The sequence below is a fragment of the Burkholderia sp. Tr-862 genome (assembly GCF_011753085.1).
Taxonomy (GTDB): Bacteria; Pseudomonadota; Gammaproteobacteria; order Burkholderiales; family Burkholderiaceae; genus Burkholderia; species Burkholderia ambifaria.
Window position 1 is genome coordinate 46,039 of sequence record NZ_VWWG01000016.1, and the last position, 12,316, is coordinate 58,354.

Sequence of the window (12,316 nt, forward strand, 5' to 3'; positions counted from 1 at the left end):
GGACGCAAGCGCGGTTCGTTGCGTTGTGGTCATGCTGCGGCGGGACACGTGCCGAGGATGTCTATCGCATGCTGGCGCGACGCTATGCGGAGCCGGCGCGCCATTACCATACGCTCGTGCATGTACGGCGATGCTTGCGTCATCTCGACCTGGCGCGCGGCGCGATTCCCGAACCGGAGGCCGTCGAGCTCGCGCTCTGGTTCCATGACGTGATTTTCGTGCCTGGCGCGCAAGATAACGAGCAGCGTAGCGCCGACTGGTTCCGGCGCCAGGCGGATGGACGCATCCGCGCGTGCGACCTTGTCTGCGCGATGATTCTCGCGACCACCCACGCGGGCCTTGCCGCGGAACCGGATACCCGTTTCGTGTGCGACATCGACCTGGCCGTGCTCGGTGCGTCTCGCAGCCGGTTTCGCGAAGACGGGCGGCGCCTGCGGGCCGAGCGTCCGGATCTCGACGACCGCGCTTACGATCGTCTTGAACGTGCCATTCTGCGCGGGCTGCTCGAACGCCCGCGCATTTATCTGACCGATTTCTTCTACACGCGCTGCGAGGCGCGTGCGCGGGGGAATCTGAGCTGGCGGCTGGGTTTGCCGATGCCGGGGTGACGGCGAACATTTTCGATGAAGTTGTGCGGCCCGGGCGGCATATTCAGAACAATTCAGGATGCCGCCATGACATTCAGGCCCGCCTTCACTAGTCTGTTTCAAACCGCCGCACGGGCAGCACGCCTGTCGGCAAGCTCAAGGAGAACTCGATGATTGCACTGAAGTTGCGACAGGTATTGCTGACGACGGCCGTGTTCGGCGCATTGCTGGTGAACGCGCCGGCCCATGCCGATACGACGCGTTTGGTCGAGTCCGCATCCGGGCGTGTACCGGCCGTCACGGTCGGCCCGCAATACGATACGACGCACGTATGCGTCGCGCCGGAAGATTTCGATCGCTTTACCGACAGCTTCGTCGCGACGTTCGGCGGCAAGAAGTCGAAGCAGGGTGTGTTCCAGGTCACGCCGACGCCGAGCCAGACGATGTCGCAGCTCGTGCTTACCCCGGTCGGCACGGTGTCGGTGTTCGGCTTCAAGACGCCGATCCCGTACCCGTTCTGTGAGGAGCGCACCGGCTATCTCGTCACCGACATGGACGTCGCGGTGAAGTCGGCGCGCGCGCACGGCGCGGACGTGATCGTCGACACGTTCCCGGATCCGATCGGCCGCGATGCGATCATCCGCTGGCCGGGCGGCGTGAACATGCAACTGTACTGGCATACTGAAGCGCCGCACTACGATGCGCTGCAGACGGTGCCGGAAAATCGCGTGTACGTGTCGCCGGAAAGCGCGAACAAGCTGGTGCACGATTTCGTCGCGTTCGCGCGCGGCAAGGTCGTGTCGGACGTGCGCCACGCGCCGGGCGTCGAGATCGGCCGGCCGAACGATACCTACCGCCGGATCCGCATCGAATCGGGCTTCGGCAAGATGACCGTGCTCGCGACGGATGGCCGTCTGCCTTACCCGTTCGGCCGCGAGATGACGGGCTATGAAGTGTCCGATCTCGCCGCCACGCTGAAGCAGGCGCAGGCGGCCGGCGTGACCGTGCTCGTACCGACGTTTACGTCGGACGGCCGCGACGCGGCGCTCGTGCAGTTCCCCGGCGGCTATGTCGCCGAGATCCACGCGCGGTCGAAGTAATGGGACATCGGTCGAGGCAACGCGCGTGGCGGGGCGTCCTGCCGACCGCCATGCTGGCGGCGGGCGTCGCGACGTACGCCGGTACGGCGGCCGGTGCCGACGCATCATCGGCCACGGCCCCCGCCACGGCCCCGGCCGCCGGCACGTCGTGCACCGCGAAGCGGCCCACGGTGCTGTTCAACCGCTGGCAGGAAGACTGGTCGGTACTCGCGAATCCGTGCGTGCCGCGCAAGCCGCTCGACGCGTTGAAGTACATCCCGCTGGGCGGCGATCCGTCGACCTACCTGTCGCTTGGCGCGAACCTGCGCGAGCGCTTCGAGCTGAACAATGCGCCGCTGTTCGGGCTGGGCGCCGCGCATGACGACAATTACGTGATCCAGCGTGCGAACGTGCACGCGGATCTGCGCTATGCCGGGCATTTCCAGGCGTTCTTCCAGCTCGTCGATTCCCGGCCGTTCGGCAAGGATACGGTCGGGGTGGTCGATCGCGACCAGCTCGACATCGAACAGGCGTTCGTCGCGTATGTCGATCAGGTGGGCGGCGGCACCTTCAAGACCCGCATCGGCCGGCAGGAGATGGCGTTCGACTTGCAGCGGTTCGTGTCGGTGCGCGACGGGCCCAACGTGCGTCAGGCGTTCGACGCGCTGTGGGCCGATTACGAAATCGGCAAATGGCGGCTGATCGGCTATGTGACGCGCCCGGTGCAATACCGCAACGACGCGGTGTTCGATGACGTCTCGAACCGGCACCTGAGATTCGACGGCGTGCGCGTCGAGCGCAGCGGCACCGGTCCTGGCGACCTGTCCGCGTACTGGTCGCGCTATACCCGCGACAATGCGCGTTATCTCGCCGGGGCCGGCACCGAACGACGCGACGTGTTCGACATGCGCTACGCGGGCAAATCGGGGCAATTCGACTGGGACGCCGAGGCGATGCTCCAGACGGGGCACATCGGACCGGACACGATCGGGGCGTGGGCATTCGGCACGCTGGCCGGCTATACGTTCACGAAAACGGCCGGCACGCCGCGCATCGGCATTCAGGTCGACGGCGCATCGGGCGACAGGCATCCCGGCGACGGGCGCATGGGCACCTTCAACCCGCTGTTCCCGAACGGCTATTACTTCACGCTCGCCGGCTACACCGGCTACAGCAACCTGATTCACGTGAAGCCGTCGCTGACGTTCAAGCCGGCCAGCAACGTGACGGTGCTGACTGCGGTGGGCTTCCAGTGGCGCGCGACAACGGCCGACGCGATCTACGGGCAAGGGATGTCGGCGGTGCCCGGCACGGCCGGCAAGGGCAGTGCGTGGACCGGCATGTATGCGCAGGCCCGCGTGGACTGGCTCGTCAATGCAAACGTGGCGCTTGCCGTCGAAGCCGTGCACTTCCAGATCGCCAATTCGATTCGCGCGCTCGGCGCGCGCAATGCCGACTATGTCGGCATGGAGGCAAAGTTCGGCTGGTAACACCGCATGCCGTGCGATTCAGCACGGCGTGCGAGCCAGCGCCTCGACAAAATCGATGAACGCGGTGACGCGCTTCGAGCCCCGCTGATTCGGCAGGTAAAGCGCGGTGACGATCGAGCGTGCCGCGTCGGGCACGACGTCGTACTGTTCGAAAAGCCTGCGCAGGCGGCCCGCCCGGACGTCGGCATCGACCAGCCAGTCGGGCAGCAGCGCGATGCCGCCGCCATCGAGCGCGGCGGCGCGCAACACTTCGCTGTGGTTCGATTTCAGTCGCCCGGCGACGAGCACCTTCGTCGCGCCGTGCGCATCGACAAACGACCACGCCTGCTGGTCGCCACCGAAGTGAAAGCGCAGGCATCCATGATCGACCAGCTCACCCGGCATCGATGGCGTGCCGTGCGCATCGAGATAGTCGGGGCTCGCCACGACATACCGCTGGAACGTGCCGAGCTGCCGCGCGACGACCTCCGCGGACGGCGCGGCTTCGCCGAGCCGGATCGCGACGTCGATCCGGCTGGTGACGAGATCGACGCGTGCGTCGGTGAGTTGCAGATCGAGATCGAGCCTGGGATAGCGCGCGAGGAATGCGCCGACGTGCGGTGCGATGCGGTGCATGCCGTATGCGACCGGCACGGACACCCGCAGCGGTCCGGACGGTTCGTCGCCGCGATCGGCGACGAGTGCATCGGCTTCCGCGAGCGCCTCGAGCAGCTGCTTCGCCCGTGCATAGTAGACAGCACCCGCATCGGACAAGGTGACCTGTCGCGTGGTGCGGTTCAGCAGCACGGTGCCAAGCGATGCCTCGAGCGCGTCCACCGCACGTACCACCGACGAAGCAGCGAGATCGAGGCGGCGTCCCGCGCTGGAGAAGCCGCCGGCTTCCGCTACTTCTACGAACGCGCGCAGCGCGGAGAATTTGTCCATGTCGTCGTCGGGGTGCGTGTCGCTGTCGCGACGATGCGTTGCATGCCGCTCGCATTCTATCGCCGGCCGGCGGCCGTGGATCGCACCGTGTCCTGCGTTCAGAACGATTCATGCGTCGCTCAGGATTATTCCCGGTCCTGACGGTTAAGCTCGGTGTCACGGCATCACGTCGATACGCAAACCTGGGACCGCACATGAAGAAGAACCTGAACTGGTTTACACGCGCGGCGCGCGCGGGCGGCATGCTGCTCGTCGTGTGGTGCCTCGGCATCCTCGCGTCGGCCGCGTTCGCGGACGAGCCGGGCGGCGGGCGCCAGCCGCCCGGATTCTATCGGCAGAAGCTCGGCAGCCTGCAGATTGTCGCGTTGTCGGATGGGACGCATCCGTTTCCGATCGATACGGTGTTTCGCGATGTGTCGAAGGAGGCCATCCGGCGCGATCTCGATCGCGAATTTCTCGAGCCGCCGGTTCAAGGGTCGATCAACGCGTTCCTGATCGACACCGGGTCGAAGCGGATCCTCGTCGACACCGGCGCCGGCGTGCTCTATGGCGACTGCTGCGGCAAGCTGCTCGCCAACCTGCGCGCGGCCGGCTACGAGGCCGGGCAGATCGACGAAGTGCTGCTCACGCATCTGCACAAGGATCATGTCGGCGGCCTGGTTTCGAACGGCAGGATGACTTTTCCGAATGCGACCGTCCGCGTGAACGAGATCGAGGCGAAATACTGGCTCGATCCGGACGGCAACGCGCAGGCGCCGGCGTTCCTTGCATCGTTTTTCGATGCGGCGGCCGCGTCGGTCGCGCCTTACGTCGCGGCCGGGCGCTTCAGCACGTTTCGCGGCGAAGCGACGCTCGCGCCCGGCATTCGCGCGGTGCCGATGCCGGGCCATACGCCGGGCCATACGGCCTATCTGATCGAGAGCGGCAACGCCGGGCTGCTCGCGTGGGGCGACATCGTGCACGTCGCGGCGATCCAGTTGCAGGACACCGCCGCCACCGTCCAGTACGACACCGATGCCGATGCGGCTCGCCGCACGCGGCGCGACACGCTCGCGCGCGTGGCGGGCAAGCGTTATCTGGTCGGTGCCGCGCACATCGCGTTTCCCGGGCTCGGGCATTTGCGAAAAGACGGCGAGGGGTACGATTGGGTGCCGGTCAACTACGACGCGACGCTGCTGCAATAGCGCCTGGTCACGCTAATCACGCAGGTTCCGCCGGTGGAAAAAATCGTCGCGCCGGGCCTTGCTCGTGACCGGCGTGAACGACTCCTCGGCAGCGGCGGCTCAGCGCGACATGCCGCGCCGCCATGCGCCGGGCGGATGGCCGACGATACGGGCGAACAGGCGGTTCAGATGGCTCTGGTCCGCGAAGCCGCAGGCGGCCGCGATTTCCGCGAGCGTCATGTCGGTCGTCTCGATCAGTTGGCGGGCGCGGACCACGCGCTGTTCGAGCAGCCATTGATGCGGTGTGCGTCCGGTCGCCCGCGAGAACGCGCGGATGAAATAGCCGCGCGACAGATCGCATTCGTTGGCGACTTCCTCGATCGACACGCCGAGGTCCGCCTTCTCCATCAGCAGCTCCTTGGCGAGCGCGACCTTGACGGGGGACAGGGTGCCCTTGCGCTCCAGGTCGCGCGCGCGCGCATTGCCGTAACGGCAGGCCAGATGCGTGCCGATCGCGAGCCCCATCTGCTCGACGAACAACGCGTTCAGCGCGCCGGCCCCGTCGAGGCTGTCGGCGACGGCTTGCGCGAGGTGGCCCAGCACCGCGTCCTGCACGTCGGGCGCGCAACTCAGGCCGCCGATTTCCAGGCCGTCGTGCTCGCGGCCGAGGTCGCCCAGATAGCGATGCGACAGCTCGACGAGGACGAAATCGAACTTGCCGTAGAGGTCGGCGCGGAAATTCCGCGAAAAGTCGCGAATGTAGATGGAGTTGTGCTGAAACCGCCGCTCGGATTTGCCGGACCCGCGGTAGATCGTCCGCCGGTGGCCGGCGTTCAGCGATACGCCGATCAGGAAGCCGCGATCGCTCGCCGCCATCTCGATGCGCTCGAACTGTTCGTCGCGCATGCATTTGCGGTGGAGCGTCAGGCCGCCCGCGGACCTTTCAATATCCTTGGATAGCAGGTTCGCGATGCATCCGAGCGTGTCTTTCGGTGGTGCCGCGGGGGGCGTGGCGAGGGGATCTGCCATGGCGAAAATTCCTTCGGAGTCGGACGGCGGGCGAGCATCGTTGCGTCCAGTACATACAGCGGGCCCGATAGGCCGAGGATAACTTGAACAAATGTCCGCTGGTTGACGAAATGCTTGTCGCGGACGGTTTCGGGCGGTGCCGGGGCCTGACCAGCACGCGAACACGCTGGGGCGAATGATATCGCCGGATCTGCATTTCCGCCGGGCGGCCGGCGCCGGCGCGGCGCGTCAGCGCATTTTCCTTCAAGATTTTTACGAATGCCGCGTATACACTCGGCCCACATTTTCGAGACTTTGAACCCGCCCTGAAGGGCAGGCCGGGTGCGGACTCCCGCCCCCGTGACCTGCTCCGTTCACATGGCGGTCATCGTGGGGAACCTGGAGGCGGCCATGATCCAGATCGGGGCTTTATCGGTGGATTTCGAGCAGCGGGACATTCGCCGTCACGGCGCGTCGCTGCGTATTGGCGCGCGCGCGCTCGACATACTTGAAGTACTGCATCGCGCCAACGGTTCCGTCGTGTCGAAGGACGACATCATGGATGCCGTCTGGCCCGGCCTGATCGTCGAGGAGAACCGGCTGCAGGTTCATGTCGCGGCGTTGCGCAAGGCGCTCGGCGCGAGCCGCGACCTGATCAAGACCGTCCCGGGCCGCGGCTACCTGCTGGTCGCGAATCCGCCGCTCTTGCACGCGGTGGCGCCGCACCCGGCTGCCGCGGCGCCGGACGCCGAAGCGGCCCATCAGGCCCCGCTCGTCGGCCGCCGGGCCGAGCTCGAGCAGATCGTCGACATGATCGACCGTGCGCCGCTCGTCACGCTCGTCGGCGCGGGCGGCATCGGCAAGACGAGTCTGGCCGATCGGGTCGCGCACGCGTGGCGCGGCCGGGCCGGCGAGCGCGTGCTGTTCGTCGAACTGGCGCGAGCCACGACGCGCGACGACGTGCTGCTCGCGATTGCCGCGGAACTGGGGCTCGACACGGGGCTCGACACGAATGGCGTGCCGGCCTTGGACCGGATCGGCGACGCATTCGCCGTCTCGCGCAGCCTGCTCGTGCTCGACAACGCGGAGCACGTCGTCGATCTGGTTGCCGACCTCGTCGAGTCGCTGACGGCGCGCGTCGCGCCGCTGCGGGTGCTCGTGACGAGTCGCGAACCGCTTCATATCTCGGTCGAAACCGTGTTTCGCGTGAGTCCGCTGGCGGTGCCCGACGGCGCTGCAACGGTCGACGAGATCGTGCGTCATTCGGCGGTCGAGCTGTTTCTGGCGCGGGTTCGCGCGGCCACGCCCGATTGCGTGATCGACGCGACCGGTGTCAGGCTGATCGGCGATATCTGCCGGCGGCTCGACGGGCTTCCGCTCGCCATCGAACTGGCTGCCGCGCGCGTCGCGACGCTCGGGCTGGAGGTCGTCGCGTCGCGTCTCGACGACCGGCTGAACCTGCTCACAGGCGGCCTGCGCTCCGCGTTGCCGCGCCATCAGACGCTGCGCGCGACGTTCGACTGGAGCTACGTGCTGCTGGATGCGGCCGCGCGTGCGCTGTTTCGCCGGATGGCGTGCTTCGTCGGCCCGTTCACGTTCGATGCGGCCCGCGAAGTCGCGATGGATCCCGGCATGTCGCCCGCCGAAATGATCGCGGTGCTCGGCGAACTGATCGCGAAGTCGCTGGTGACCGTCGAATTCAACGGCGCGCAGGCGCGCTACCGATTGACCGAATCGACGCGCGCATACGCGCTCGAGAAGCTGCATAACGAGGGCGAGTTCGAACGCATCGCCGAGCGTCAAGCGCGCCATGAACACGCGCAGGCTCAAGCCCGGATGCCGGCTCCCGTGCAAGCCGCGCGCGAACCCGCGGCGGCCGAGCCACCGGTCGCGGAAGCCGACGCGCTGGCGCTCGCATTGCGGGAGCCGGCGCGCATGCGTGACTGTTCGATCCCGGCGAGGCGCGCGCTCGACGCCATCGAGGCCGGCGCGCTCGGGGCCGTCGACGCGACGAGCGAGATGCGGCTGCGCGCGGCCTATGCGTCGGCGCTGCTGTATACGGACGGCGATACGCACACGGCCGCCGCGATGTGGGAGCGCACGCTCGGCCTCGCCGGGCGGGTCGGCGACGAGGCATTCGACGCCAGCGCGATGGTCGGGCTCTGGAACGCGATGCTGTCGCGTGGCGACATTCACGAATCGCTGCGCTACGCGATGCGCTTCGAGCGGGCCGCCGAGCGGCGCGGCGACCGGCCGCAACGGCTGCTGGCGAACGCGATGGTCGCGACGTCGCTGCATTACTTCGGCGAGCATGCGCAGGCGCGCGAGCGGCTGGAGGCGGCCATGGCCGAGCTGGCCGTGGCCGGCGAACCGCCTTGCGCGGCAGCGGCGCTCGGCATCGACGTCGCGACGCTTGGCCGCACGGTGCTGGCGCGGCTCGTCTGGATGCAGGGCGATCTGGACTATGCGATGCGGCTCGCCGCGCAGGCGGTCGAATTCGCGCGCCGCGGCGGGTCGGCGCTGGGGTTGTGCGTCGTGCTCGGCGCGGCGGCCGTGCCGATCGCGTTGCGCCATGGCGATCACGACATCATCTCCGACTATCTCGCGACGCTGCGCTCGACCGCCGAGGCGAACGGGTTCGATATCTGGCTCGACCATGCGGAATGTCTCGCGGGACAGTTCGACATGCAGGCCGGACATCCCGGCGCCGGGCTGGCGCGGCTCGAACCCGCGCTGCGACGCATCGAGGCGAGCGGCTTCCGGCGCCTGCTCGCGCCGCTGGTGGTCGCGTATGCGGAAGGGCTCACGCGCACGGGCCGCGCGGCCGAGGCCCGCGTGAAGCTCGACGCGACGCTCGCGTGCTGCCGCGCGCAAGGCGAGCATCTGTTCGTGCCCGAGCTGCTGCGTGCCAGAGGTCTGGCGATGCTCGAACAGGCCCGCACCGCCGACGCGGAGCGCGCGATCGCGTGCGAAGCGGACGGGCACCGGCATCTGCTGATGGCGATCCATGCCGCGAACGGGCAAGGCGCGGCAATGTGGGCGCTGCGCGGCACGCTCGATCTCGCCGATCATCTGATCGAGCGCGGGCGTATCGGGCAGGCGTCGTCGCTGGTGGCGAACCTGTCGGGGCATTTCGACCCGCAATCGCGCGCGGTCGACGTGCGGCGCCTCGCGCGGGTGCAGAGCTTCATCCGCTCGGAGACGGCGCGGCCGACAAGTCATGCGCACATCCGCCACGAGACGCTGGATGCGATGCAATCGGCGGCGTGATGGCGCGCGTGGCCCGCTCAGGACGCACCCGCTCAGCACGGCCGGCCGTCCGATCGATCAACATTCAACGGAGGGTGGATGGTTCTTGTAACGTCAAACCGCCGGCATGCCGCGTGCGGTCAGTTGCCAGCCTGCGGCGCAAGCGGGGAGGCTGACGGTGCTTAAGGCGACGCAATCCGCGGAAGCGGCGGACCTCATCGTATTCAACGGCAAGATCGCGACGCAGGACGACAGGCAGTCGTTCGTGACCGCGCTCGCGGTGAAGGACGGCCGGATTCTCGCGGCCGGCAGCGCGGATGAGGTCATGCGCCATGCGCGTGGCGACACGCTTCACATCGACCTGAACGGCCGTACCGTGATCCCGGGGCTGAACGACTCGCATCTGCACGTGATCCGCGGCGGCCTGAATTTCAACCTGGAACTGCGCTGGGACGGCGTGTCGACGCTGGCCGAGGCGCTGCGCATGCTGCGCCGCCAGGTGCTGCGCACGCCCGCGCCGCAGTGGGTGCGCGTCGTCGGCGGCTGGACCGAATTCCAATTCGCCGAAAAGCGCGGGCCGACGGTGGCCGAACTCAACGCGATCGCGCCCGACACGCCGGTATTCGTGATGCACCTGGGCGACAGCGCGCTCCTGAACGCGGCCGCGCTGCGCGCGATCGGCTATGGCCGCGACACGTGCGACCCGCCCGGCGGTGAGATCCAGCGCGATCGCGCCGGCCGGCCGACCGGCATGCTGCTCGCGCGCCCGGACGTGGCCGTCCTGCATGCGGCGCTGGAGAAGGGCCCCAGGCTCGGCTTCGACGACCAGATGAATTCGATGCGGCACTTCATGCGCGAACTGAACCGCCTCGGCGTGACCAGCGCGATCGACGCCGGCGGCGATTTCCAGGCCTATCCCGACGATTACGCCGCGCTCATGGCGCTCGCGAAGCGCGGAGAAATGACGGTGCGCATCGCCTACAGCCTGTTCGTGCAGCATGCGGGGCGCGAAATCGACGACTGCGCGCGCTGGATGACGCTGGCGAAGCCGGGCGACGGCGACGCGTTCCTGCGGCTGAACGGCGTCGGCGAACTGCTGGTGTATTCCGCGGCCGATTTCGGCAATTTCCTCGAACCGCGCCCGGACCTGCCCGACGAACTCGAGACGGAGCTGACCGCGGTCGTGCGGCTGCTGGTCAGCCAGCGCTGGCCGTTCAGGCTGCACGCAACGTACGACGAATCGATCGGCCGCTTCCTGAACGTGCTCGAAGCCGTGAATCGTGACGTCCCGTTCGACGGCCTGCGCTGGTTCTTCGATCATTGCGAGACGATTTCGGATGCGAACATCGCGCGCATCGCGGCGCTCGGCGGTGGCGTGACGGTGCAGCACCGGATGGCGTTTCAGGGCGAGTACTTCATTGCACGCTACGGCGCGCAGGCCGCCACGCGCACCCCGCCGATCCGCGCGATGCTGGCGGCCGGACTGCCGGTCGGCGCCGGCTCCGATGCGACGCGCATCGCGAGCTATAACCCGTTCGTGTCGCTGTACTGGATGGTGTCCGGGCGCACGGTCGGCGGCACCGTGCTCTATCCGGAGCGCAATCGGCTCAGCCGGATGGAGGCGCTGCGCCGCTATACGGTCGGCAGCGCGTGGTTCTCGAACGAAGACGATCGCAAGGGCGCGCTGTTGCCCGGCCGGTACGCGGATTTCGCGGTGCTCACGGACGACTACTTCACGATCGACGAGTCACGCATCAAGCACCTGTCGTCGGTCCTGACGATCGTCGACGGCAAGGTCGTGCACGCGGACGATGAATTCGCACCGCTGGCGCCGCCGCCGCTGCCGGTGAGTCCCGCGTGGTCGCCCGTGGCCGAGTTCGGCGGCATGGGCCGGTGGCGTCCGGTCGCGTCGGCGCAGCCGCGAGCCGCGGCCGACGGCGGCCGCGATACCGGTTTCGCGCGCGAATACGGACGTCGCTTCGCGCGGCGCCTGGATGCGGCCGCGACGGAGCTCGCCGAGCCGTGCAACGCGTTCGGTTGCCTCGGCGCCGCGTTTTAGGCGACGGGTATGGGTGCGCGCACCGCGAAGAACGAGCAATTTTTCGGCCCCGGCACGGGGCAGAAGGAGACGAAATGAATTCTGCGCACACGTGCGCATCGGCGAATGACGAAGTCGCCGGCGTCCGCATTCCGCGCACGCCGATCGCGATCGAGGCCGCCGAAGCCGCGCGCGCGTCGCTGCCGCGCGTGCTCACCGACCACGCTTGCCGGGTATTCGTCCTCGCGTCGCTCGCCGCGCGCCGCGCCGGCGACATGTGCGATGCCGACGTGCTGTACGTGGCCGCCATGTACGCGAACATGGGCTTGAGTGCCGCGTATTGCCGCTCGAGCGCGCGCTACGAGCTGGACAGCGCCGATGCCGCGCACGCGTTCCTGTCGCGGCACCGCACGCCCCAGCCCATCTGCGACGACGTATGGCGCGCCATCGCGCTGCATACGACGCCCGGCGTGGCCGCGCGCGTGTCGCCGCTGGCGCGCGCGTTATCGAGCGCGGTATCGACGGACCTGATGGCCACCGACGCCGACGCGTATTCGACCGACGAGCGCCGCGCGCTGCTTGCCGCTTATCCGCGCGGCGACGGGTTCGGCGAGGCGTTCCTTGACGCGGTTGCCCGCGGGGTCGCGCACCGGCCGGCATCGACGTTCGGCACCTGGAGCGCCGACGTGCTCGAGCGGGCCGATCCGGATTTTCACCGGCCGAATTTTTGCGGGCGCGTGCTGGGTGCGCACTGGAAGGACGCCTGAAGGAACCGTTG

General features: G+C 68.1%; 9 protein-coding genes. 7 read left to right on the forward strand and 2 right to left on the reverse strand.

Going from position 1 to position 12,316, the window contains the following annotated elements; genetic code table 11:
- Positions 1-68 precede the first annotated feature (68 nt).
- From F3J14_RS07940 to F3J14_RS07950, 3 genes are all read left to right on the forward strand, one after another.
- Entirely contained in the window at positions 69-608 is a 540-nt protein-coding gene (locus F3J14_RS07940; RefSeq protein ID WP_211080336.1) for a hypothetical protein, read from the forward strand.
- Positions 609-757: 149 nt separating this feature from the next.
- Complete coding sequence (locus F3J14_RS07945) at positions 758-1,687, forward strand: VOC family protein (RefSeq protein WP_166722506.1); 930 nt, start codon at positions 758-760, stop codon at positions 1,685-1,687.
- Positions 1,687-3,156 (forward strand): alginate export family protein, encoded by a 1,470-nt coding sequence (locus tag F3J14_RS07950; protein ID WP_166722507.1) that lies wholly within the window; start codon positions 1,687-1,689, stop codon positions 3,154-3,156. The genes F3J14_RS07945 and F3J14_RS07950 overlap by 1 nt, the downstream gene beginning before the upstream one ends.
- Before the next feature lie 18 nt (positions 3,157-3,174).
- Here F3J14_RS07950 and F3J14_RS07955 read toward each other — a convergent pair whose 3' ends face one another.
- On the reverse strand, positions 3,175-4,080 hold the full coding sequence (locus tag F3J14_RS07955) for a LysR family transcriptional regulator (RefSeq protein WP_166722508.1): 906 nt from the start codon (positions 4,078-4,080) through the stop codon (positions 3,175-3,177).
- Positions 4,081-4,322: 242 nt separating this feature from the next.
- Between F3J14_RS07955 and F3J14_RS07960 the strand changes: the two genes are divergently transcribed.
- Positions 4,323-5,264: an MBL fold metallo-hydrolase gene (locus F3J14_RS07960; protein ID WP_166722525.1), complete on the forward strand. Its 942-nt coding sequence runs from the start codon at positions 4,323-4,325 to the stop codon at positions 5,262-5,264.
- A 99-nt stretch (positions 5,265-5,363) separates the two neighbouring features.
- Here F3J14_RS07960 and F3J14_RS07965 read toward each other — a convergent pair whose 3' ends face one another.
- Positions 5,364-6,272 (reverse strand): AraC family transcriptional regulator, encoded by a 909-nt coding sequence (locus tag F3J14_RS07965; RefSeq protein WP_166722526.1) that lies wholly within the window; start codon positions 6,270-6,272, stop codon positions 5,364-5,366.
- Positions 6,273-6,662: 390 nt separating this feature from the next.
- On the opposite strand from F3J14_RS07965, the gene F3J14_RS07970 reads away from it, so the two are divergent.
- The 3 genes from F3J14_RS07970 to F3J14_RS07980 all read left to right on the forward strand — a co-directional run bounded on the left by F3J14_RS07970 (position 6,663) and on the right by F3J14_RS07980 (position 12,305).
- Complete coding sequence (locus F3J14_RS07970) at positions 6,663-9,521, forward strand: winged helix-turn-helix domain-containing protein (protein ID WP_166722509.1); 2,859 nt, start codon at positions 6,663-6,665, stop codon at positions 9,519-9,521.
- Positions 9,522-9,678: 157 nt separating this feature from the next.
- Positions 9,679-11,559 (forward strand): amidohydrolase, encoded by a 1,881-nt coding sequence (locus F3J14_RS07975; protein ID WP_166722510.1) that lies wholly within the window; start codon positions 9,679-9,681, stop codon positions 11,557-11,559.
- Positions 11,560-11,633: 74 nt separating this feature from the next.
- Positions 11,634-12,305 (forward strand): phosphohydrolase, encoded by a 672-nt coding sequence (locus F3J14_RS07980; RefSeq protein ID WP_166722511.1) that lies wholly within the window; start codon positions 11,634-11,636, stop codon positions 12,303-12,305.
- Positions 12,306-12,316 lie beyond the last annotated feature (11 nt).